This window comes from Dorea formicigenerans, assembly GCF_025150245.1.
In the GTDB taxonomy this organism is placed as follows: Bacteria; Bacillota; Clostridia; order Lachnospirales; family Lachnospiraceae; genus Dorea; species Dorea formicigenerans.
In genome coordinates, this window is record NZ_CP102279.1 from 2,632,648 (window position 1) to 2,655,280 (window position 22,633).

23 protein-coding genes are annotated in these 22,633 nt (G+C 46.4%); 13 read left to right on the plus strand and 10 right to left on the minus strand.

The annotated features are described in order from the left end of the window. The first annotated feature begins 1 nt into the window (after position 1). The 10 genes from NQ560_RS12770 to NQ560_RS12815 all read left to right on the plus strand — a co-directional run bounded on the left by NQ560_RS12770 (position 2) and on the right by NQ560_RS12815 (position 12,323). Positions 2–1,693: a lysozyme family protein gene (locus NQ560_RS12770; protein ID WP_005333517.1), complete on the plus strand. Its 1,692-nt coding sequence runs from the start codon at positions 2–4 to the stop codon at positions 1,691–1,693. Between the two features lie 10 nt (positions 1,694–1,703). After that, complete coding sequence (locus tag NQ560_RS12775; RefSeq protein WP_023921583.1) at positions 1,704–2,324, plus strand: DUF5038 domain-containing protein; 621 nt, start codon at positions 1,704–1,706, stop codon at positions 2,322–2,324. Next, on the plus strand, positions 2,321–5,518 hold the full coding sequence (locus tag NQ560_RS12780; protein ID WP_005333511.1) for a TraG/VirB4 family ATPase: 3,198 nt from the start codon (positions 2,321–2,323) through the stop codon (positions 5,516–5,518). The genes NQ560_RS12775 and NQ560_RS12780 overlap by 4 nt, the downstream gene beginning before the upstream one ends. 56 nt (positions 5,519–5,574) lie before the next feature. Then, the gene (locus NQ560_RS12785) at positions 5,575–9,207 is read left to right on the plus strand and encodes a VaFE repeat-containing surface-anchored protein (RefSeq protein ID WP_023921579.1); all 3,633 of its coding nucleotides are present in this window, start codon (positions 5,575–5,577) and stop codon (positions 9,205–9,207) included. Between the two features lie 67 nt (positions 9,208–9,274). After that, positions 9,275–9,637, plus strand: coding sequence for a hypothetical protein (locus NQ560_RS12790; RefSeq protein ID WP_040015509.1), 363 nt, complete (start codon positions 9,275–9,277; stop codon positions 9,635–9,637). Positions 9,638–9,699: 62 nt separating this feature from the next. Further along, entirely contained in the window at positions 9,700–9,975 is a 276-nt protein-coding gene (locus NQ560_RS12795) for a hypothetical protein (RefSeq protein ID WP_008373818.1), read from the plus strand. Positions 9,976–10,135: 160 nt separating this feature from the next. Next, positions 10,136–10,555 carry a DUF3268 family zinc-finger domain-containing protein gene (locus tag NQ560_RS12800; protein ID WP_005333505.1) on the plus strand — a complete coding sequence of 140 codons (420 nt, stop codon included), beginning with the start codon at positions 10,136–10,138 and terminating at the stop codon, positions 10,553–10,555. A gap of 13 nt (positions 10,556–10,568) precedes the next feature. Continuing rightward, on the plus strand, positions 10,569–11,156 hold the full coding sequence (locus NQ560_RS12805) for a sigma-70 family RNA polymerase sigma factor (RefSeq protein ID WP_005333504.1): 588 nt from the start codon (positions 10,569–10,571) through the stop codon (positions 11,154–11,156). 20 nt (positions 11,157–11,176) lie between these two features. Continuing rightward, complete coding sequence (locus NQ560_RS12810) at positions 11,177–11,863, plus strand: hypothetical protein (protein ID WP_005333502.1); 687 nt, start codon at positions 11,177–11,179, stop codon at positions 11,861–11,863. 13 nt (positions 11,864–11,876) lie between these two features. Then, positions 11,877–12,323 (plus strand): hypothetical protein, encoded by a 447-nt coding sequence (locus NQ560_RS12815; protein WP_005333500.1) that lies wholly within the window; start codon positions 11,877–11,879, stop codon positions 12,321–12,323. A gap of 188 nt (positions 12,324–12,511) precedes the next feature. On the opposite strand, the gene NQ560_RS12820 is transcribed toward NQ560_RS12815, so the two are convergent. From NQ560_RS12820 to NQ560_RS12865, 10 genes are all read right to left on the minus strand, one after another. Beyond that, positions 12,512–12,844: a DUF5301 domain-containing protein gene (locus tag NQ560_RS12820; protein WP_005333498.1), complete on the minus strand. Its 333-nt coding sequence runs from the start codon at positions 12,842–12,844 to the stop codon at positions 12,512–12,514. Beyond that, positions 12,801–13,637: an EcsC family protein gene (locus NQ560_RS12825; protein ID WP_005333496.1), complete on the minus strand. Its 837-nt coding sequence runs from the start codon at positions 13,635–13,637 to the stop codon at positions 12,801–12,803. The genes NQ560_RS12820 and NQ560_RS12825 overlap by 44 nt, the downstream gene beginning before the upstream one ends. Before the next feature lies 1 nt (position 13,638). After that, positions 13,639–13,998 (minus strand): YccF domain-containing protein, encoded by a 360-nt coding sequence (locus tag NQ560_RS12830; RefSeq protein ID WP_005333494.1) that lies wholly within the window; start codon positions 13,996–13,998, stop codon positions 13,639–13,641. A gap of 3 nt (positions 13,999–14,001) precedes the next feature. Next, on the minus strand, positions 14,002–14,436 hold the full coding sequence (locus tag NQ560_RS12835; protein WP_005333491.1) for a hypothetical protein: 435 nt from the start codon (positions 14,434–14,436) through the stop codon (positions 14,002–14,004). A gap of 229 nt (positions 14,437–14,665) precedes the next feature. Then, a complete protein-coding gene (locus tag NQ560_RS12840; RefSeq protein WP_005333489.1) occupies positions 14,666–14,998 on the minus strand; it encodes a hypothetical protein in 333 nt (110 codons plus the stop codon). 3 nt (positions 14,999–15,001) lie between these two features. Further along, entirely contained in the window at positions 15,002–15,292 is a 291-nt protein-coding gene (locus NQ560_RS12845) for a hypothetical protein (protein WP_022415108.1), read from the minus strand. 121 nt (positions 15,293–15,413) lie between these two features. Continuing rightward, positions 15,414–16,310 (minus strand): sensor histidine kinase, encoded by an 897-nt coding sequence (locus tag NQ560_RS12850; RefSeq protein ID WP_005333486.1) that lies wholly within the window; start codon positions 16,308–16,310, stop codon positions 15,414–15,416. Then, the gene (locus NQ560_RS12855; protein ID WP_005333484.1) at positions 16,311–17,162 is read right to left on the minus strand and encodes an ABC transporter permease; all 852 of its coding nucleotides are present in this window, start codon (positions 17,160–17,162) and stop codon (positions 16,311–16,313) included. It abuts the gene before it with no gap. Next, on the minus strand, positions 17,155–18,081 hold the full coding sequence (locus NQ560_RS12860) for an ABC transporter ATP-binding protein (protein ID WP_005333483.1): 927 nt from the start codon (positions 18,079–18,081) through the stop codon (positions 17,155–17,157). Before NQ560_RS12860 ends, NQ560_RS12855 begins: the two co-directional genes overlap by 8 nt. Positions 18,082–18,158: 77 nt before the next feature. Next, complete coding sequence (locus NQ560_RS12865; RefSeq protein WP_005333481.1) at positions 18,159–18,857, minus strand: response regulator transcription factor; 699 nt, start codon at positions 18,855–18,857, stop codon at positions 18,159–18,161. Positions 18,858–19,182: 325 nt separating this feature from the next. Between NQ560_RS12865 and NQ560_RS12870 the strand changes: the two genes are divergently transcribed. From NQ560_RS12870 to NQ560_RS12880, 3 genes are all read left to right on the plus strand, one after another. Then, complete coding sequence (locus tag NQ560_RS12870) at positions 19,183–19,884, plus strand: single-stranded DNA-binding protein (RefSeq protein ID WP_005333477.1); 702 nt, start codon at positions 19,183–19,185, stop codon at positions 19,882–19,884. Between the two features lie 141 nt (positions 19,885–20,025). Continuing rightward, positions 20,026–20,802: a hypothetical protein gene (locus NQ560_RS12875; protein ID WP_022415111.1), complete on the plus strand. Its 777-nt coding sequence runs from the start codon at positions 20,026–20,028 to the stop codon at positions 20,800–20,802. Between the two features lie 16 nt (positions 20,803–20,818). Then, complete coding sequence (locus NQ560_RS12880; RefSeq protein WP_005333473.1) at positions 20,819–22,630, plus strand: AAA family ATPase; 1,812 nt, start codon at positions 20,819–20,821, stop codon at positions 22,628–22,630. Positions 22,631–22,633: the final 3 nt, after the last annotated feature.

The following is a 22,633-nucleotide window of genomic DNA, read 5'->3' on the forward strand; positions in this document are numbered from 1 at the left end:
CATGCCAAAAACAGCCTTGATGGGCAGTCCTCTTGCTGTCATCGGTACAGTATTCCGGCACAGGCGCACCCTTGCGAAAACTGGAGCAGCCGTCGGCGGTGTACTGATGCTTCCCATTCTGTTCCTTGTCATGCTTCCGGGACTCGTCTTCGGAGACCTCTCTGAAAATACCGGAGCACTGACCAGCAACACGGTAATCAGTGAAAATATCCGGGCTTCCAATCAGGCAATCGTGGAGGTGCTTCAGGAAAGCCATGATGCACTGCTTGCTAAGATCAATGCGGAAATTGCCAGACTCCCGGAAGGAGATACTGCCTCTATCAGCGATCCTTACGCTTCCAGTATCATCGTAAATGCGAACCAGCTCATCGCACAGTTTTGTGCCAGCCAGGATGACTATAAAAATATAAATATCAGCAAACTCAAAAGCCTGATCCGGGAAAACGAGGACGGGCTTTTTTCTTATGACGTTACTTCAGAAACGGCCACGGTGGAAGTTCCGGCGGAAGAGGAAAATGCACCACCCAGAAAGGTTACTTTTACCCGCCATACCTACACGGTCAGCTATGCCGGAGATGCCTACTTTGCAGATCACGTCTTTCATCTGACCGATAAGCAGAAAAAAACGGCAGACAGTTATGTGGAAAACCTGACCATGTTCTTTGGCGGCTCCGCTTCCGGTCTTGCCATGGCGGTAGGTGTCAGCGATGAGGTGCTGGCTTACCGGGCTACCATCCAGCAGGTCGCACAGAAATACGGCATGGAAGCTTATGTGGAACTCCTCATGGCAGTCATGATGCAGGAAAGCGGCGGGCGTGGAAGCGATCCCATGCAGGCGGCAGAAGGCGGCTTTAATAAGAAATACCCCCATGTCCCCAACGGCATCACCGATCCTGCTTATTCCATCGAATGTGGGATTCAGGAATTAAAGTATGCACTGGATAAAGCAGGATGTACCGGACCTACCGACCTGGACCGCATCAAGCTGGCGCTTCAGGGTTACAATTACGGCTCCGGCTATATCGACTGGGCAATGGAACGTGACGGCGGTTATACCAAAGAAAACGCCATTGCTTATTCGGATATGATGTGTGCCCGTCCGAACTGGCATTATGACCGGTATGGGGACAAGGAATATGTGGAGCATGTTCTCCGGTATTATCAGATTACCAATACCGGCGGAAGCTATCCGGCAAACGGAATGCAGATTCCGCACTATCTCCAGACCGATTACGGGAACATTCCTTATGGCGGCGGCTCCATCGCATCTTCCGGCTGCGGGCCTACCAGCTTTGCCATGATCGCCAGCTACCTGACCGGGAATACCATTACCCCTCCGGATGCGGTGGCATGGTGCGGGAATTCCTATTACAAGCCGGGAGTTGGAACCTACTGGAGCTACTTTCAGGCTGCAGCCAGTCATTTCGGCTGTGGCAGCGTCACACAGACCAGCAATGCCAATACGGTACTTCAGGCACTCTCCGAAGGCTGTCCGGTCATCTCCTCTCAGCGGGCAGGACTTTTCACCAGCGGCGGACACTTCATCGTACTCCGAGGTGTTACGGCAAACGGCAAGGTACTGGTCAATGATCCCAATGACAGTGACGCAAAGAACTATATTAACCGTGAATTTGATATGATGTCGGAAATCCATGCTACGGCAAATGCCTACTGGATCTTCGACAAAAAATAAAGGAGCCATTATGAACAGAACAAAAGTGATTCTTTCCATTTTTCTGATGCTGTTTCTGCTGCTTGCCGGACTGGTTCTCCCCAGTTTCTGGAAAAGCCAGAAAAAAGAAGCTTCCGGAAACAAAGGCAGGGAACCGGCAAAGGAAACAACAGAAACAAATTCTGATACCCCCATGCCGGAATATCTGGATTTTGATGCTTTAAAAGCATTTTTCTCCGACAGCCAGATTGCTTCTCTCAAAGGGCAGTTTCCTGTCTACCTAAAAGAGTATGTCAAAAAAGAACAGACAAGCATCACCTTCCTGCCGGAAAAAACCAGCTACCCTACCGAAACAACCGTCTGCCTGATGTTTTCACTTTCCGATCAGGATACGCTTCCGGTTACCTATCACACCCCGACGGGTGTGTTTTTATTTGGAGAAGACGGGGTACAGGTCTCTGCAGATACGACTGTTTACGAAAAGCAAACCGATGATTCCCTGCCGTCCCTGACTTCGCAGGACATTGAACACCTGCAGGAAGGCGGGTATCCGGATACTTCTGACAGCCCGGAAGCTCCGGACACAGAATCCGGCAGTGCCTCTGTGCCTTCCGAAGATGCGAAAGATACGAAAAAGGAGGTGCAGCCATGACACAGCCAGAAGAAACACCGGTTTCCTTTATCCCTTCCAACTTCATTGAGAAAGGCAAGATCCTAAACGGAACTTTTGACATCCGCAATGCCATAGAAAGCATTGTTCTTTCCCTGGCAATCGGTATCCCTGTTTTCCACCTGCCGCTGTCCCTGACTGCCCGCATCATCATTCTCTGCATGACCGCACTTCCAGCGGCAATGGTAGCCCTGATTGGAATCGGCGGGGAGAGCATCACTGCCTTTTTGATGAATGCCCTGCGTTTTGTAGTGAACCGCAGGGTAATCTGGAGGTCCGACAGTCTTCCGGAAGGAAAGCCACGCAGGAAACCACGTTTCAAAGAGCCAAAGACAAAGAAACACCGGAAAGCAGAAAAAATGGCAGAGCCTTCCAAAGTAATGGCATCGGCTCCCCCACAGTCTGAACCGGACGCACCAGCTCCGCCAAAAAGTAAAAAAAAAGAACACCGGCAGTTTGATACCTCCACCAAGCGGGGCATCAAAAAACAGGCAAAGGAAGATATCCGTTATCTGAAGTGGGAGCAGAAAGAAGCCAGCCGACAGAAAAAAGAGGCGGCGAAACAGATAAAAATACAGAAAAAAACGGAAGCCCGGAGACGAAAGGAGGAAGAAAAACGGGCAGTTTCCGAAAAGCGGGCTGCAAAAAAAGAGCAGAAAAAAAAGGTGGTTTCCAAGGAGGACACCTCATCTGCCACGTCAAAACCCGTTTCCCGGAAAAAGCGAAAGAAAGACCAGACCTTGGAGGATTATCTTCCGGTGGAAAAAATCGCAAACGGAATCGTCTATACCACAGACGGACGGTACGTGAAGATCCTGGAGATTGAACCAATCAACTTTCTGCTTCGAAGTGCCAGGGAACAGCAGGGCATTATCTACAGCTTTATCAGTTACTTAAAGATCAGCCCTGTCAAACTCCAGATCAAGATGATCTCCAAAAAAGCAGACATCAATAAGCATCTGGAGCAGTCCCAGCTGGAGCTGGAGCGGGAAACCGATCCCCACTGTCAGGAACTGCAGCGTGACTACATCCAGTTTGTCCAGAACTTAAGTTCCAGAGAAGCAGTATCCAGACGGTTCTTTCTGATCTTTGAATATGAACCATTCAACGCAAACCGAAAGGAAGAGGAACGGGAAATCCTTGCTGCTCTTGAGACAGCCTCCCAGACCGCCAAAACCTTTCTATACCAGTGCGGGAATGAAGTGGTCTCCCATGACAATGAGGATGAATTTACTACGGATGTTCTCTACACCCTTTTAAACCGTACCCTTTGTACGGAGGTTCCGCTTTCGAACCGGATCAGCACTGTACTGTCCGCCTATACAAAGGAAAATCGCATGGAGGAACTGGATCACATCCGGATCAACGAGTTTCTCGCACCGGAAAGTGTGGATTTCAAGCACTCCCATTATGTGCAGATCAATGGGCTTTACCATTCCTACCTGCTTGTGCCGTCTGACGGCTACAAAAACCGGGTAACTCCCGGATGGCTGTCACTCCTTGTCAATGCCGGGGAAGGGATTGATATTGATTTCTTTCTCCAGAAACAGCCAAAGGACAAGATTCAGCAGCGTCTCGGTCAGCAGATCCGTATCAACCGTTCCAAATTAAAGGATGCGTCCGATACCAACACTGATTATGACGATCTGGATTCTGCCATCCGCTCCGGATATTTTCTGAAGCAGGGACTTGCCAACAACGAAGATTTCTATTACATGAATCTTCTCATCACCATTACTGCTTCCACGTTGGAAGAACTGCAGTGGCGGATTCAGGAAATGAAAAAGCTCCTGATCTCGCAGGATATGAACTTACACTCCTGCTACTTTTTACAGGAGCAGGGATTTTTATCCTCTCTGCCGCTGGCAAATCTGGACAAGAAGCTTTTTAAGCTGTCCAAGCGGAACGTACTGACTTCCGGGGCGGCAAGCTGCTATCCCTTCGTCAGCTACAGTATCTGCGATGATAACGGAATCCTCTTTGGGGTAAACAAGCATAACAATTCCCTGGTCATTGCGGATATCTTTGATTCCAGGCAGTACAAGAACAGCAACATCTGTATCTTAGGCTGTTCGGGAGCAGGAAAGACCTTCACCATGCAGACCATGGCACTAAGGATGCGAAGAAAAGGCATCCAGGTGTTCATCATCGCTCCGCTAAAGGGACACGAATTTTACCGGGCTGCAAGGAATGTCGGCGGAGAATTTATCCAGATCTCTCCTGCCAGTAAGAACTGTATCAACATCATGGAAATCCGGAAGGTAGACAATTCTGTAAATGAACTGCTGGACGGACCGACACTGGATGCCTCCGCACTGGCAGGCAAGATCCAAAGGCTTCACATCTTCTTCAGTCTGCTGATCCCGGATATGTCCCATGAGGAGAAGCAGCTTCTGGATGAAGCCCTAATCAAAACCTATGCCAGAAAAGGGATTACACATAAAAATGAATCCCTGACAGATCCGCAGCATCCGGAGCAGTACAAAAAGATGCCCATTCTGGAGGATGTCTACAATGTCCTGCTGGAAAGCGAGGATACCAAACGTCTGGCTCATATCCTGAACCGCCTGGTTCACGGTTCTGCTTCTTCCTTTAACCAGCAGACCAATGTGGACCTGACCAATAAATATACGGTACTGGATATCTCCGAACTGACCGGTTCCAGCGATCTTTTAACGGTCGGCATGTTCGTTGCCCTGGATTATGTCTGGGATAAAGCGAAGGAAAACCGTACCGAAGAGAAAGCCATCTTTGTCGATGAGGTCTGGCAGCTCATCGGTGCATCCAGCAACCGGCTTGCAGCGGAATTCGTACTGGAGATTGCCAAGATCATCCGTGCTTACTCCGGAGCCGGCATCTTTGCCACACAGGATTTAAACGACTTCTTTGCTCTGGATGACGGGAAGTACGGCAAGGGTATCATCAATAACTGCAAGACCAAGATTATCCTGAACATGGAGGATGAAGAGGCACAGCGGGTGAAGACTATCCTGCATCTATCGGAAACAGAAGTAATGAACATCACCCATTTCCAGCGGGGCAACGGTCTGATCTCAACCAACAACAATAACATCACTGTGGAATTTAAGGCTTCCAATCTGGAAAAGGAGCTGATTACCACAGAGCGGCAGGAGCTTCTGGAAATCCTTGCGAAACAGAAGAAACAGGCTGTGTAACTTTTGGCAGCACTGACGCTGCCCTTTTCATTTGAACTTCAAGAAGGAGGAGACTTATGTTACAGACATACAAATCCTATACCAGACGGACGCTGGCTATGCTGCTGGCAGTCCTTGTCGCAGTCGGCGCATTGTTTTCCGGCAGTTTTCCGGTTCATGCAGCCGACGGCACCATCAGCTATAAGGCAGGTGCCAATATCCCTTACGGCAGCTATTTTACCTCCCGCATGAGCTTTGACGGGAGCAATACTGCCTACTGCGTGGAACCACTGAAGAAAACACCTTCCTCTGGTTCCTATTCCTATGACCTTTTAAGCCAGAACTCCCCGCTCAGAAAAGCGCTCTACTACTTAAACGGCGGTTACGGCTACGATAAAGTCGTCAAGGATAAATATTTCAGTGGCTGGAGTGATGATAACAGCTATGTCATCGGACATCTGGTTGTCGCTTACATCTATGCCGGTAATTCCGCTGACACCGGAGCTTTCCATGGCGCCCCGCAGTCCTATATTGATAAAGCACTGGAAGTAGCCAGTGCCATTCAGGGACTTCCGAACCCGCCGGAAGGCTTCCGGGCATTCATCGTTCCGGGACAGGGCAGCCAGACCATTGCCGGAAGCTGGTATCAGGTTCCAAACGGCTGGATCGAACTGAAAAAATCTTCTGCCAACGGAAGCGTATCGGACGGGAATCCGAATTACAGCTTAAAGGGTGCTGTGTATGGGATCTATCAGGGTGAGAAGCTCATCCAGAAACTGACCACTGATGAAAACGGGTATGCCAGATCCGGCGAACTGGAGGAAGGCGATTATACCATAAAAGAGCTCTCTGCTTCCAAAGGCTACATTGTAGACACCAAAGCTCACAAAGTCACCGTAAAAGCAGAACAGACTTCTGCTGCAAACGTAACAGATATTCCGCAGAATAATCCCATGAATCTGGTGCTTGAAAAGCTGGATGCCGAAACAAAGAAAGCCTCCCCACAGGGAGCAGCTTCCCTTGCAAACGCAGAATTTACAGTCAAGTTCTATACCGAGCAGTCTGACAGTGATCCTGCGGAAGCTGGAAAGAAACCGGCACGTACCTGGGTATTAAAAACAGATGTTTCCGGAAAGATGCATTTTACCAAAGATTCCTTTGTAAGCGGCGATGCCTTTTACTATACCAGTGATGGCAAGACCGTCTGTCTTCCGCTCGGTACCATAACGGTACAGGAAAGCAAAGCCCCTGCCGGATACCAGCTCAATCCAACTGTCTTCGTACAGAAAATTACAGGTGACGGTAAGCAGGAAATGGTTTCGGTATACCAGTCTTCTACCATAGAAGAATCTGTCATCCGTGGCGGAGTGAAGATCCAGAAACGTGACAGCGAGACCGGAGAAGCAAAACCGCAGGGTTCTGCCACTTTGGAAGGTACTGTCTTTGCGATCACTACGTTAAATGAAAATCCGGTATTAGTAGACGGAACATCCTACACGAAAGATCAGGTTGTCCTTACACTTACTGCCGATAAATCCGGTTCTGCTGCAACTGCAAAAGATGCTCTCCCATTCGGACATTACCGTGTGGATGAAACAACTGCACCTTCCGGTTATCTGAACAGCGGAAAGATCTCTGTAGAATTTGACATCACAGAACAGGGAAAAATCGTGGAACTGACTGCAAAAGACAATTCCATCTCCAATCAGGTCATCCGCGGGGATCTGGAATTTGTCAAGATTGCTGACGGCAGCCAGAACCGTCTGGCAAATGTGCCATTTAAGATCACTTCCAAAACAACAGGCGAAAGCCATGTGATTGTGACAGATGCCAACGGTTATGCCAGCACTTCCTCCAAATGGAACAAACATACCGCAAATACCAACCGGGGTGAGTCTTCGGAAGACGGCATCTGGTTCGGCACCTCCAAACCGGATGATTCCAAAGGCGCTCTCATTTACGATACTTACACTCTGGCGGAACAGCGTTGTGATTCCAACAAAGGCATGGATCTTTTAACCTTTGAAGTCAAGGTTTATAAGGATTCTGTTCTGATACAGGTTGGAACTCTGACCGATGATGCCATTGAGATCGGCACGACTGCTCTGGATGCCGAGACCGGTACACACATGAGCCAGCCGGCAAAAGAAGTGACCATTGAAGACGTTGTGGAATACGAAGGACTGAAAAAGGGCCAGAAATACAAACTGACTGGAACCTTAATGGATAAAAAAACCGGGGAACCAATCCTTGTGGATGAAAAACCGGTGATTTCTGAAACTGAATTTACTGCAAAGAAATCCTCCGGCTCCGTCAAAGTAACCTTTACCTTTGATGCAACTTCCTTAAAGGGAAAAACAACCGTTGTCTTCGAGGAATTATATCAGGATGAGATGCAGCTTGCAGTCCATACCGACATCAACGATGAAGACCAGACCATCTATTTCCCGGAAATCAAGACTACTGCGAAAGATGCGGACACGAACTCCAATATTTCCTGTGCAAAGGAAGAAATCACGCTGGTGGATACGGTTTCCTTTAAGGGGCTGGTTCCTAACCAGAAATATGAAGTGACTGGAACTCTGATAGATAAAGAAACAAAGAAACCAGTCGAAGCAGACGGAAAACCGGTGACAGCAAAAGCATCCTTCAAGCCAAAAGAATCCGCTGGTACGGTAGATGTTACCTTTACCTTTGATGCCAGCTCCTTAAAAGGGAAAACAGTAGTTGTCTTTGAATCCCTGGCTTACAAAGACAAGGAAGTTGCCGTACACACAGACATTGCGGATGAAGGACAGACTATTTACTTCCCGGAAATCAAAACCACTGCAACAGATGCTGCTTCCGGCACACACTATGCAAAACCGGAAAAAGAACTGACGCTTACAGACCTTGTGGAATACAAAAACCTGATCCCAGGCAAAGAGTACAAGCTGACAGGAACACTCATGGATGCGGAAACCGAAAAACCTTTCGATGTGGATGGCAAAGCTGTGACTGCAGAAACAAGTTTCACTCCGGAAGAAGCTAACGGCAGCGTAGAGCTTTCCTTTACCTTTGATGCCTCTGCACTTTCCGGAAAAACGCTCGTGGCATTTGAAACAATGACTTTTGAAGATCACGAAGTAGCGGTACATGCGGACATCAAAGATGCCAACCAGACCATCTACTTCCCGGAAATCAAAACCACAGCCAAAGACGGCAGTGACGGGGATCAGGATGTCTCTGCTTCCAAGGAAGCGACTATCGTAGATACGGTCACTTATCATGGTCTGATGCCTGGATCTGAGTACAAAGTCATCGGAACCCTGATGAATAAGGAAACCGGAGAGGCTTTGTTAAAAGACGGAAAACCAGTTACCGCTCAGGCAGAATTTAAAGCAGAAAAAGCTGGCGGCTCTGTGGAAGTTACCTTTACCTTCGACGCTTCTGCTCTTGCCGGACAGGATGTGGTTGTCTTTGAAAAGCTCTACTATACAGACGGAAAAACCGAGCATGAGATTGCTTCCCATGAGGATCTGAAGGATGAAGGTCAGACCGTACACATGACGGAGCTTCCGAAAGAACCGGAGACGCCTCCGGTAGCTCCGCCTGTAAAGACCGGCGATGAGACGCCGCTTCTCCTGTATGCCGGAATCGCCATAGCTGCACTTGCAGGTGCAAGTGTCCTGGGCATCGTTTACTTCAAACGCAAAAAGAAACATCAGTAACTCATAACGAAGACTCCTGCAGGCAGCTCCCACATGGAACTGCCTGCTTCTTTAGTAGGTGATGAATATGAAACACCCCCACTGCAAGACAGATGCCAAGCACATCCGTCATTTTCTGAACCTCTGTGAAGGGAACTGGCACTCCTGTATCTACGTCTGGTGCCGCACTTGTAACGCACAGGAAAGCTGTGAGAACTCTGGCTTTTTATTCCATCCGGATGAAACGGGAAGCCCCTGCATCCTCCCTCTTTCAGATGCAGCGCTTTTGTTTCCCCGGATACCGGAGCCAACCGAATGTACCGGAAGCATGAGCATTGCTGCTTTTACAGAGCTTTATCTGCCCTATCTGGCCGCTCAGAAGCTGCCTTTAAAGCCATGTCCCATTCCGGCACTGCTCCGGCTTCAGGAGAACCAGCAATATGACTGGTAACAAAAAGTTGCACTTTCAGGCTCTTATACGTACAGGATATGTAAAGAAAGGAGGCACTGCCTATGTTAAACGTAATTTCAATCATCCAATGTATCGATCAGGTCTTTACGAACCTGATATTTATTCCCATGATTTTTGTCCTGTATGTGAAATTCCGTCCGAAAAAGCCATGGACCAGAAGGCGCAGGAACACTTACCTGCTCTGTCTGGTACTGATCAGCTTATTCCTGCTACGGATTTTCTGTGAGAAGTTCATCTTTACACCGGTTAATTATCCACGTTTCACAGACAGCGGCTTATTCCCGCTCATCCGAGCAATTTTCTATCCCGGCATCTGAAAAATGGGGATTCGTGCCATTTAGTCCGAATCTGGGATCAGTATCCGCTTGCGTCCTATGGGAATTCATCACCTGCTTACTTACAATATAAGTATACAGTACGTACTGGTTATTCACGTACACGTTACGTATCGTGTATGTACAAGCGAGGTGAAAACAGATGAAGAAACCAAAAATCATCCGCTGCCCTTACTGCGGCGGAACAGCAATATTAAGAGATGCATCCTTTGTATATGGAACGCATTCTCATGGCGGACAGGTTTATGTCTGCTCCCACTATCCATCCTGCAATTCCTATGTCGGGGTACATCCGGGAACCAAGATACCAAAAGGAACGCTCGCCAACCGGGAGCTTCGTCAAAAGCGGATTCAGGCACATCGAATTTTCGATCAGATCTGGCAACAGGGCATCCTTTCCAAACCGGAAGCATATCGCTGGGTGGCAGATAAGTTCTGTCTGACAGATAAGCAGGCTCACATCGGACAGTTCAGCAACTATATGTGCGACCAGCTCATTCGGGAATCCGCAGATGTTTTAAAGAACAACCATATTCCCTTCCGCCTCCGGGCAGCCAGCTGAAAGGCGGTGATTGATGATGACCTTACCACTAAATAAAAAGCAAAAACAACTGGTGGAAAAATCCATGGATCTGGTTCCGATCATGATTCGTTCCATGACCCGCACCGCTGCCTATGTAACTGAGGAAGAACAACAGGAATTATGTCAGATTGGATATCTGGCTTTGTGCCGGTCGGCTGTCGGATTTGAGGAAGGAAGATCATTCCAGCCTTATGCCAAAACTATCATCCGTCATGCCATCTTTGACTACTGGCGGAAAATTGCCCGTGACCGCTCCATGCTCTGTTCTCTGGACGAAGCATCATCTGAAGATGAACATCTCCATTATCGTGATTTGTTTTCCTACGAGGATACACAAACAACTCACCCGGAAAAGGACACAAACCAGACCTTGCTTCTTGAGCATTTAACCCAGCTTGGCACCGGACAGTCCTCAACTATTCAGAAGGGAATTGTAGCCCTCTATCTGCAACAGCAGGGATATACCAGCTTTGACTTGGCAAAACACTACCAAGTACCAGCCAATCGTGTACGGGCATGGCAGAGCAAAGCACGGAAACTATTACAGCAGGATGATGCACTCTATGCACTTCTGACTTAACCTTGAAGGAGGGAACTTTTATGCTGACACTTTATACTGCTGTCGGAACCTTAAAATTTCAAAAAACGACAGGCGGAAAATCCATTCCTCTTGTAATCAACGATGGACAAGAATATGGACTATCGGATGACGAGCTGCTGCTCTGGAGCTGTCTTGCCTTCCAGATTCTGACGCTCCATGAACTCCAGGATGCCTATACCCTGCGCCAGATACAGAAAGAAGGTCCGAAAGGCTTATCCTTCCAACACTATCTGAACCGACTTTCCTTACGCGGTCTGGTTGTAAGCGGAATTGGACTGACAGGGGTGGATGCCTTATATCGCCTTCTCGGCAGTCTGACCATTATTCCCTTGAAGGATACCTTTCCCATCCGGCTCTTTGGCTGCGTTCAGCTTTATCTGGAAGGAACTATTGGTGCAAAAGAGTTTGGCAGATATTTAAAGAAGAAACCCTCTTCACCGATGGAAGATACCATTCTGAAGCTGGCTGATAAGGTATCCCTCACGACCGCTGAGCTTGTCACAAGTATGGAGCAGGAAAAAGTAATCCACAACGAATCGGATATTATGGATGAGTTATACACAGAACCGGAGACAACTTACCAAACACTTGTGGATGATGTCCAGATTCACCATACCCAGTATCCAGTGCTGCAGGCTATTGCTAATTTGTACCTGAATAAACAAATCACATTTCATACATGTTAAAGGAAGGAACCTTATGCCAAAACCATTTTTCACAAAGCTGGTTGCCATCAGTGCAATCGGCTTTTTCTGTGTACTTTTTGGGTGCATCTTCGGGATCGCCACCCATGACCGGCTCTTTATCCTCATGAGCCTCCTCATCGGAATCTGCAGCATCTTGCGTGCACTCAGTTTCTACCACCTGATCCATACACATGCTTATCTGTCACTGGACGTAAGCTGCACGAAACGGGAACAGACACTCTTCGGGAAAAACCAGCAATATTGGTTTGCCAGTGATAACGGAAAGGAATACGCCTTCTCACTGGAAAAGAATATCAAACTCCTAGAGGGACATCGGTATCGGCTGTACTTCCGGAAACCACAGCAGGGAACAGGGCAATCGATGCCATGTGCCGGAGATATTCTCGGATATGAAGAACTCACCGATCAACTGCCGGAACTTCCGGATACATCCGTTTAGATAGAAAATGAGCCGCCCGTACTGCATCACCCCTACAGTTCTGGCGGCTCATTTTATTATAAATAACCTCTCTTATTTCTATCAAACAATAGTGTTTGTATCCGCTTCAATGCCATGAGCATTTGCTCCGGGAATGTCTTAGTTAAACTTGAAAGAATTAGATTTTCATTCTCATTACACAAATATTATTAGATAACCAATTCAGAAATATCAATGCTCGTTTTATAGTTTTGTTTTACTCCGCCAGGAGAAGTAATAAAAATCGTAGCATATTCCCCATTTTCATAAAGGGTAATTTCTTTTATATCTTTTTCTTCATCTTGGTTCGTAGTATCGCAATAAAATTTTATGGTATATTTAGGGTTCATACCTATGCTTTTTTCTGTCTCTTTCCATGATTTTATATTTAAAGCAGAAATAACCTTGTCTATATTATGCTTATCATCATACTTTACCAGCAATTCCTTATTTGCGGCATCATATATCTCTATAACTTTTACACCTTTTACATAATTGTCCATTCTCTGCCTTTTTCCGCCCCGCCAGATACCTGTGCCGGTATTTCAGCTCTGCATACTCTGTGATCCGTTTCATGTAGACTGCATCATAAGCTCCGCCTACAGCACCAACCACCGGAATTCCCTGTAAGAACTTCATATACAGAAGCTCTTTTGACAAAGCTCCCGCCGTTTGTTCGATCTGCTCCTTATCCTGATACTCTTCCGGCAGTATTCCGTTTCTGATAAATTCATTTACTTTCCCGTCAATCTCACAAAGTGTATCCCCATAGGATACTGCTCCCCGGATCAATAATAAGATAAAATATTTTTCTTCCCTGCTTTCATAGCTGTATCCATACTGCAGAGCAGTCTCATAAATATTCTTTAAAATCATCCCTGTAAATACCGGAATATCCGGCAGACCGATTCCCAATACGCCCATCCCGATTCCAGACACACCGGATAGCAGTAAATTCTTTGTTCCCGTATCTCTTGCCTTTTTAGAAAAAGAGCGGAGGGATTTGGAATTCTGCTTTACATCCGCCATATACTGCCGCACCTGATAATCCTGCTCCAGTTTTGTCCGCTGATACGTCTTTTCAATAACCCCGGTTCCTTTCTCGAAAATCAGAGCAAATGCCTTCGCAAAAGCGGTATCCAATGTTTTCTGAAGTTTCGGCGGTATCTTTTCCTCCAGTTTCTGATTCAGAATGCTCTCCCTTTTCTCTGAACGCTTCTGAAGGAATCTCTGCTCCTGTACTTCCAGCTTTTCCCACTCCTTCTGAAGCGGTGTCCTTTTATCAAATAATCGCATCTTAATACACCTCCGCACCAAACGGCATCAATGCCAGTTTCGCCAGTTTAAACTGCTGTAAACCAAACGGGATTCCGATAATCGTCACACATAAAGCTGTACCCAACGCCAGATGCTCCAGTGCAAGAGGCAGACCGGATACAATCAGCCAGATGATATTCAAAAGGAACGAACCAGCTCCGCCACCATACTGCACCTCTTTTCCAAAGGGGAAAAAACTAAGCGCCGCAAATTTAAAACACTGCATCCCCACCGGAATCCCCACAACGGTAATACACCAGAGACAACCTGCCAGACACCAGCTCAGCCCACTGACTGCGCCGCCAAACACAAACCACAACACATTTCCCAGGCATCCCATATGCTACACCTCCCCATTCATCCGATTTTTCACATCAGCAAGTATCTTTTCTATCCGGTTGATGGCATCATCCACCTGTTCTCTTGCATCTGCAATCTTGCTCTGCACCATATAATCTGCCACCAGCCCGTCCAGAAAGAAATCCGCAAAGGAAAGGAAGCTGCCGATTTCCATGCGCAGATCCAAGGAAACCTGCACATCTCTTAATTCTCTCTGAAAACGCTGAATATCGCTTTTCGCCTGTTCCATCAACGCAGCTGCGTCATTCATTTTAGAATGCTTCACAAAGTCACTGATAAAGCCTCCTCCAAGCATATCAAAAATGCCCCAGTTTCTCGCACTTCCCAACTTATCCCTTGCTGCGTAAAGGCTCTGAAGCGCCCGCTCCCCTGCCTGTACTGCTTCCTGCATTTCCCGTTTCATCATTTCGTTACTCATCGTTTATCCTCTCTTTCTTTTTAGCAGACTATTGCGGCAGATTTTCTATATTTCATAATAAAAAAAGACTCCTATCATGACCTCTGCCACAATAAAAGTCTTGCTATCTCATTTGCTACGGGTATCTCTCGATACCGGTTGTCGGTTACAAAACCACCTCTTTCAAGGCGTTCAGCTACTCCCTTTTTTGCTTGAGATGAATATAACATATTGGAAATAATTTGTCAAATCATGCATTTTTCTTTTCCAACCGTTCCGCTTCTCTGGCAAATACATGCGAGATATCAAACAGTTCCGGTACATCTGATATGGTACACACATTCACACAATAATTGAGCCATGGAAATTCTTTTGTCATCTGATAAATAACTGCCATGGCTTTTGCTTCTGACATTGCTTCCACCGAATGATATCCCGATCCCTGAATATGCTCAAATCCGTTTGCTTCAAAAAAGTCCCTTACATCCGCATATGCATTATGCCAGTCACCTTTCGGATAATATTCCTTTAGTGCTTGTGTATTCAGGTCAAAATTGATGCCTTTCCTCTGTAAGCTGTCCATCTGTTAGTTCCTTATAAAGTCTGTAATCAGGTTCTCCTTTTCTGTTCCGTTATACCAGAAACACTCTAACAAATTCTCTGCAATTCCTACGGAGTTTTTCAACTGAAAGATTGCTGCCCAGAATCTTCCATAGTCCTGCTTGCGTCCCCGGTCAAGATAAATCCTGCTTCCAAGGGCTTTGACTGCACAGCTTAAATCCTCCTGCTCAAAAATCTGATCTGCCTGTTCACACATCTGATTTACCGTTTCCGGAGCGAGCTTGCTTGTATCAAATTTAAGTTCTACTTTATACATTATACTCATCCTTTCATACAACAAATGACTGAGTGACTCTTCTCTTTCTACTGTAATTCTACCATGAAACCTATATAAAGTCATTCCCCATTTTCACTTGCTTTAATATAAATTTTTCCTTTTATTTTGGAAACACAATCTCCACACAGAACTCATTCCCTTCTATCCGGGCGCTGATTTTCCCATCCATACGAAGTACCAGCTCTTTCGCAATTGATAAGCCGAGACCGCTGGAAGTCTTACTGCGTGCTTCATCCGCTTTATAAAACCGTTCAAACACCTGATCTACATTTATTTTTTCCACATGACATACTTGATTTTTTATCTGTATCCGGATGTTGTTTTCAACTTCTTCCAGTGAAATACTGATTTTCTTCTCCCCGTGATCCAGTCCGTTTTTTATGATATTCTGAAAAATTCTCTGGATTCCCTGTTCATTTCCGTTCATAAACAGCAGTTTATCTGTAATCTGTATCTCCGGTTCAATTCCTCTGCCCGTCCATTCATCGTAGTAGGAAAATATGGTATCTTTCAAAATCTTGTTGATACAGCAGGATGACATTTCCAGATGAAAAGAATCGTTTTTAAGTTTTGTAAAAGTAAATAATTCTTCCAGCATTTCTTTCAGGCTGCCGATTCTCTCCTGTATGATCTTCATATACCGTCTCTGCTCTTCCTGGTCTTCACAGGTTTCCATTAACTGAAAATATCCGTCAAGGGATGTCAAAGGAGTACGGATATCATGTGAGAGATTTGTATATGTATCCGAAATCATCTCCTCTTTCTTCAAGTATTCCTTCTTTTCCCTTCGCTTCAGTTCCAGCCATTCGTTTAAAACATCTGCCAACTCACCAATGCCTCCAAAATCCATTTCTCTGGTAATCAGCATGTTGCTGTCGTGCTTCATCAGAAACGACAACTGGCGGCAGATGTCTTTCACCTGCCGCTGGTATTTCCAAAATAACATTCCTTGTACCAGTATCACTGCTATCAATAGCACGAACCCTAGTTTTATCATTTAGATATCTCTCTTTCTGAATACCCATGCTGTCAGTAATGTAACCACGATTCCGAACGCCGCCGCAATCACAACTGCCGTCAGGCATTCCTTATTGGTCGGTGACATGGATAAAAGTGCAATCTTTCCTGTCACTGTATATTTCAAAATCTGGAAATTCTCCACACCTGCCTTCTGGATCAAATGATTGATCACTCCGTATAAGACAATCATGGTATTCATGCACAGGCAGATAACAATCGTCATGCTGAACACGTTGCTGTTCAAAACCACCGCAATCGCCATACTGATTAGTACCAGTGCATAATGAAGCAAAATCTGAATACCAAAGTATCTCAGCAACTCGCTTCCATTCCCCCACTCCAGATATCCGAAGTACATCTGCTGTGCAATAATCTGAATGATGAAATAAAGCAGCATGGTAACAGTCGTATACACAAACAACACGGAAGCTTTGGAAAAGATCAGGTTTCTCCGGCTCCTTACCTGCCCGCCGATATTTTTAATATAACCGCTTCCTATATCTGCACTGGAAAACAGCACTGTAAAAATCACCAGAAACAACGCCACAAACTTCGCCTGCAGGTTTGCATATACCTGATCAAAGACCGTTACTTTTTCTCCCGGCTGTGTCGGCAGGAATACGGACATTCCCATATTGATGGTTTCTGGTTTCACTGTTTCTGCAATGTTTTCTGTCTGCTGTTGTTCCGCTTCCTTGTTCATCGTATCAATATCCAGTTTCGACATGGATGTGGAGAAGAATATAGCTGCCGCCATCACAATCCATACCACATACATACTTTTTGTCCGGACCATCCGGTACAGATCCATTTTTATCATATTAAGCATTTTGATTCCCTCCTGTCAGATTCAAGAAATAGGTTTCCAGTTCTTCACTGGTAATGGAAATTCCATTGACCAAAATTCCTGCTTTTGCCAGTTCCATATTGACATTGGCGCTTTCATTCAATCGTTCAAATATATGGATATGGCTCTTATCTGTAACCTGATAGTTGGTAAATCCCATTCTGTCCAGAATCGGGACTGCCTGCTCCGGATGGATTAACTCTATTTCAATCCGTTCACTGCAGCGTTTCATCAGTTCTTCGCTTGTCAGCTCCTGCAGAAGACTTCCATTATGGATAATTCCATAATCCGTTGCAATCTTAGATAATTCCTCTAAAATATGACTGGATGTCAAAATCGTCATATTCCGTTCATCTCGCAGTCTCTGTATGGTATCACGCACCTCTGCAATTCCCTGGGGATCAAGCCCATTGATCGGTTCATCAAGGACCAGGAGATCCGGCTCCCCGACCAGTGCCAGCCCGATTCCGAGACGCTGCTTCATTCCAAGGGAAAAATGTTTCGTTTTTTTCTTTCCGACACCTTCCAGTCCGACCGTCTCTAAGATATCTTCGATGTATCCCTTTTTCCGAATACCAAACAATTCACATTTTATTTTCAGGTTTGTATATGCATTCATGTTGCCATACAGCCCCGGTGCTTCAATCAGACACCCCACACGAGAACGAATCCTCTCCAGTTCTTTTCCTTTACACCCGAACATCTCAATCTCTCCGGCTGTCGGTCTTGCAAGTCCACTGATCATCTTCAGGCAAGTCGTCTTTCCCGCACCGTTCCGTCCGATAAATCCATAGATAGCACCCTTTTTTATGTGAAGGTTTACTTTATCCACTGCCTTATGATGACCATACTGCTTCGTCAATCCATTTGTACTTAATAACAATTCACTCAATGCTTTCATCTCCTTTTCTTATCTGCTGTTATCATATCGGATAAATCCTAATCAAACGCAAATAAATAGTAAAAAAAGAGTAAAGATTAAGAATGCAGACGGTAGCCGATTCCCCATACGGTATCAATATATTCCTCCTGCGTTACTGCTTTTATCTTTTTCCGGATATTGCTGATATGTACATCCAGTGTCTTTGTCTCTCCCATATAGTGTTCATCCCACGCATATTCAAAAATCTCTTCTTTGCTGAAGACCTGTTTCGGATGCTCCAGTAAAAGCTCCAGAATTGCAAATTCCTGCTTTGTAATTTTGGGAAGCAGCACTCCGGCAATCCGGACTTCAAAGCGCTCACGGTCCAGTTCCAGGTTTTTATATGACACGCTTTTATGTTCCGGCTCCTGCTGCATATGGCGGAGCTGAACCTGAATCCGGGCAAGCACCTCCTGTATCTCAAACGGTTTTGTAATGTAATCATCTGCCCCACTGGTAAGAAGCCCGATTTTTTCATCCAATCCGTCTTTGGCTGTCAGGACAATAACCGGCGTATTGCCCTGTTTCCGAATCTGGGCAAGCACCTCTTCTCCTGAAATTCCCGGAAGCATCAGATCCAATAGAATCAAAGAAAAGCCCGCCTTATCCATCTGGAACAGCATCCTCGCTTCCGTCCCGGAAAAAGCCTGTACCGTCTCATACCCTGCTTTCTGTAATGCCGTATATAAAAGATTATTGATATCCGTATCGTCTTCTACAATCAGAATTCTGTTTTTCTGCTCCATTTTTCTCATCCTTCCATTTTCCGATTTAAACAATATTATATTGCACTTTTATAACTATGTCCAAAATTCTTTTGATATTATCCTTCCACCTCGTCTACATATGCTATATATAGTTCTAATTCTTTTGACATATGCTATATCTTGTGTTAATATAATCTTGTATTTAAGTTTTTGTGCTGTCCCGTCATGGGAGTCTGGACCATTCATCCAGAAGCATATGCAGTTTAAGTTTGGAAAATCGTGTCATTATACTGCCGTTTTATACGGTGCTATAATGGCACTTTTTTTATTTTAATCTATTTTAACGCCCAAAGAGGCAGAAAGGAGAATTTTTATGTCAGCAATTTTAACAATTTTAGGGAGGGCCACAAGAGATCCTGAGATGCAGCAAGGAAAAAATTCCGGTACGGAATATGTTTCTCTGGACATTGCAGTTTCACAGCGAGGCCAGGATGGAAAGGAAGAAACCATTTACTATCAGTGCTATTTTAACAAGTTCCTTGCAGAACGCTTAGCAAAAGCAGGCGTAAAGAAAGGAACCGGGCTGATGATCTATGGTGATCTGGAGCTTCATCCGTTCATTTATCAGAAAGGAAAGAATGCGGGGCAGGCAAATGCCGGTCCGAGGATCAATGTCAAGGACTGGCACTTTGTACCATCCAACCGTTCTGACAGCAATACCGGACATCCGGGTGCAAACCAGAACAGCCAGCCGAATGGTGGTGCGGCAACGCCCGGTGCAGCCGGCAATGGCAGCTACCCAATGCAGGGAAATCCCAATGGCAGCTACCAGAATCAGGCAATGCCTGGCGGCTATCCACAGCAGGGAATGGCTCCTGCTAACGGTGCCTACACGCCTCCTGCAAATGGCGGACAGTATCAGGCTCCGCCAAACGGAACCGGTCAGCCACAGAGCAGCTACCCGCCGCAGGGCAGTTATACCGGAATGCCAAATTACGGAGGTATGCCGGGCAGTCAGCCAACTGACGGCTTTCAAAATGTGCCGGAACAGATGGCATCCCAGTTGCCCTATTAACTCTCAAGGAACCCTATGTTGAGGAATTGCATTTATCATCTTTGTGATGATGCAGTTCCTCTTTTTCATGTCCGGAAGCGGCGATTTCCCATCCAGCTTCCGGGCTTGTCTAAGAATCATGAATCAGAAAGGAATCAGCTCATGAAAAAATCAAATCGAAAAAAATTCTTACAGTTTGTCGTGCTTGTACTGTTTCTTGCAGCACTTTTCGTACCACAGGATGCCAACCGGCTTCTGATTGCAGGCATTGCCCTGATCGGTATCGGAGTCACGCTGTTCAGTTATCTTCTCCCGCTTTTCACGGAACGCCTGAAAAACAGGGAGCATAAGCTACGAAAACGCCCAGAAAGAACTCGTCATCTGGAAGGAACACCTGATCTGGAAACCATTCTCTGGAGACAGATCAAATTCCAGATTACCGGAAAGCTCAAGGAAGCCTTCCCGGATGCCACATGGGATTTTGTGAAAGAACCACCGCTCTCCCAGATACTGGATGGGGAACCATTACGGATTCGCACACGGAATACCGGAAGTTATAATTTTGCGGAAATTCTCATGGATGCCCGTGGCAGTCTGACGCTTCAGATGATGACCATTGAATCCTTACATAAAAAGGAACCGTCAGAAGGAAATCCGGATTCCAGACCAGCCGTTAATCCCAAATCATGGTATTCCCTGATTGGGAAACCGCTACTGATGGAATTGGTCGGTGACTTACAGGCAAGGGGCTATGAAAAGCTGTTTATCAACGAGCAGGGAGATGTCTATATTCTGAACGGCACTGAACCGGAAGTCCGGGGAAAGCTGGAACATTTCCCGCCCAAAGATTACTGGGGCGAATTGACGGAGATTTTTACTGAAGATGAATTGACCACAGAAGAGACCGAGCAGGCACTGGAACTGTCCTGGATCTCATAAGAAGGAGGAACGAATCATGGCAAATAACATCGTAGCAACCTGGGGGTTCAAACGCAAACTCCCGGAACCATTTGAGGATTATACGGACCATGCAATCTTTGATGACATTGCATCCAAATACTGTACTCAGCCACGGAAAAAATCCACGCTTCATGCAGCTACCCTGCGGGCAGTCCTTGCTTATCTGGAGCTGGAAAACCCGGTTGGCAGTACCCCGCCGGAAAAGCTTGGGGCGGTCGGTACCCAATCCAACAATTTTGTTGTGGCGGAATATCCGAGCAAAACCGGTGATCTTCAGGTGGTTGTCTACAACCAGCTAAACGGAAAGTTTTACGGAGGCTGCTATACTCCTCCGCCGGATGTGGAAAGCACACCGGAAAAATACGAATTTAAAGACTCCAAACAGTCCGGTGCGGCTCTGCTGTTCGCACTGATGCCGGTTTTTCTGGCAGATGAAGAGTGTAATGAAAAGTATCAGGAATTAAAAGCGCACCGGGACAACGGTTATCCCGATCTGGACGCCGCTGCGGAAACAGCAGCCGTTCTCTGCGACAACATTTACCGGAGAACCCGCTATGCATCAGGTCTCCCGACCGGTGGTGTTAAGATTGACCTTCCGGCAAACGGCGTATTGTCGCTGATCAAACCGTTAAATATCCAGAAGGGGGTCTATGCACCAACCGAAGTGCTCCATGGAGACTTTCAGGTGTTACGTCCAGGAAGTGGATTTAAGAAAGCACAGGCAGCCATTTCCAGAGATGATTTTGTTGGGAAATTTATCCTGACCGCATCCCGAAGGCTGTCTCCGGAAGAGGAGGTATCTGTTCCGACATTGGCAGAGTGGTACATCATCCCTCCGGAAATCAAACGGATCTGCGAACACGCAAAACTGACAACGGATACCACACAGCCGATGCGGAATTTTCTTTTACGGGGACCGGCAGGTACCGGAAAGACCGAAGGAGCCAAAGCCATTGCTTCCGCACTTCACCTTCCTTACCGCTGCATTACCTGTTCCGCAAATACAGAGGTATTCGACCTTTTAGGTCAGATTCTTCCGGATGTGGACGGAAAACGCACCCGGCTTCAGCGGCAGTACCCGTCTTTTCAGGAAATCCAGTTAGATCCCTCCGGTGCCTATCAGAAGCTGACCGGAAACTATGATGAAGAAATTTCTGCCGAGGACACCTACCAGAAGCTGATCGATACGATTTTTGATGAAATGCACAGCTATTATAAGGAACACACCTCCGGACAGAACTTCCAGTATGTGGATACGCCTCTAGTCGAAGCCATCCGCTATGGGTATATTCTTGAGATACAGGAGCCTACGGTCATTGCTAATCCCGGTGTACTGGTTGGACTTAACTCCCTTTTAGACCGCTGTAACAGCGTATATCTTCCAAACGGAGAAACCATCCACCGTCATCCGGATACGACCATCGTAATCACCACAAACAATGACTATGCAGGCTGTAAACAGATGAACCAGTCTGTCATTTCCCGAATGAACCTTGTGATTGATCTGGATGAACCGGATGAGGATACACAGGTAGAACGTGCCATGGCTGTTACCGGATGCAAGGATGCAAAAACGGTACGTCTGATGACACGCATTGTCAAATCCATGGCTGTCTACTGCCGGGAAAATCTCATTACAGATGGCTGCTGTGGCATGAGGGAGCTGATTTCCTGGGTGCAGTCCTACATGGTCTGCGGGGATATCCGGGAAGCGGCCCGTTACACGGTGCTTGCCTCTGCCTCTGCCGATGCTGAGAACCGTACGGAAGTGGAAGAAAGCTGTCTGGATACTGTGCTTGCTGCGTAGGAC

Coding starts and splice junctions, on each gene's coding strand:
- NQ560_RS12785 (WP_023921579.1), top strand. CDS start 5,575: ATGTTACAGACATACAAATCCTATACCAGACGGACGCTGGCTATGCTG.
- NQ560_RS12780 (WP_005333511.1), top strand. CDS start 2,321: ATGACACAGCCAGAAGAAACACCGGTTTCCTTTATCCCTTCCAACTTC.
- NQ560_RS12805 (WP_005333504.1), top strand. CDS start 10,569: ATGATGACCTTACCACTAAATAAAAAGCAAAAACAACTGGTGGAAAAA.
- NQ560_RS12820 (WP_005333498.1), bottom strand. CDS start 12,844: ATGGACAATTATGTAAAAGGTGTAAAAGTTATAGAGATATATGATGCC.
- NQ560_RS12815 (WP_005333500.1), top strand. CDS start 11,877: ATGCCAAAACCATTTTTCACAAAGCTGGTTGCCATCAGTGCAATCGGC.
- NQ560_RS12835 (WP_005333491.1), bottom strand. CDS start 14,436: ATGAGTAACGAAATGATGAAACGGGAAATGCAGGAAGCAGTACAGGCA.
- NQ560_RS12795 (WP_008373818.1), top strand. CDS start 9,700: ATGTTAAACGTAATTTCAATCATCCAATGTATCGATCAGGTCTTTACG.
- NQ560_RS12855 (WP_005333484.1), bottom strand. CDS start 17,162: ATGCTTAATATGATAAAAATGGATCTGTACCGGATGGTCCGGACAAAA.
- NQ560_RS12860 (WP_005333483.1), bottom strand. CDS start 18,081: ATGAAAGCATTGAGTGAATTGTTATTAAGTACAAATGGATTGACGAAG.
- NQ560_RS12810 (WP_005333502.1), top strand. CDS start 11,177: ATGCTGACACTTTATACTGCTGTCGGAACCTTAAAATTTCAAAAAACG.
- NQ560_RS12790 (WP_040015509.1), top strand. CDS start 9,275: ATGAAACACCCCCACTGCAAGACAGATGCCAAGCACATCCGTCATTTT.
- NQ560_RS12840 (WP_005333489.1), bottom strand. CDS start 14,998: ATGGACAGCTTACAGAGGAAAGGCATCAATTTTGACCTGAATACACAA.
- NQ560_RS12870 (WP_005333477.1), top strand. CDS start 19,183: ATGTCAGCAATTTTAACAATTTTAGGGAGGGCCACAAGAGATCCTGAG.
- NQ560_RS12880 (WP_005333473.1), top strand. CDS start 20,819: ATGGCAAATAACATCGTAGCAACCTGGGGGTTCAAACGCAAACTCCCG.
- NQ560_RS12825 (WP_005333496.1), bottom strand. CDS start 13,637: ATGCGATTATTTGATAAAAGGACACCGCTTCAGAAGGAGTGGGAAAAG.
- NQ560_RS12770 (WP_005333517.1), top strand. CDS start 2: ATGCCAAAAACAGCCTTGATGGGCAGTCCTCTTGCTGTCATCGGTACA.
- NQ560_RS12850 (WP_005333486.1), bottom strand. CDS start 16,310: ATGATAAAACTAGGGTTCGTGCTATTGATAGCAGTGATACTGGTACAA.
- NQ560_RS12800 (WP_005333505.1), top strand. CDS start 10,136: ATGAAGAAACCAAAAATCATCCGCTGCCCTTACTGCGGCGGAACAGCA.
- NQ560_RS12875 (WP_022415111.1), top strand. CDS start 20,026: ATGAAAAAATCAAATCGAAAAAAATTCTTACAGTTTGTCGTGCTTGTA.
- NQ560_RS12865 (WP_005333481.1), bottom strand. CDS start 18,857: ATGAGAAAAATGGAGCAGAAAAACAGAATTCTGATTGTAGAAGACGAT.
- NQ560_RS12775 (WP_023921583.1), top strand. CDS start 1,704: ATGAACAGAACAAAAGTGATTCTTTCCATTTTTCTGATGCTGTTTCTG.
- NQ560_RS12830 (WP_005333494.1), bottom strand. CDS start 13,998: ATGGGATGCCTGGGAAATGTGTTGTGGTTTGTGTTTGGCGGCGCAGTC.
- NQ560_RS12845 (WP_022415108.1), bottom strand. CDS start 15,292: ATGTATAAAGTAGAACTTAAATTTGATACAAGCAAGCTCGCTCCGGAA.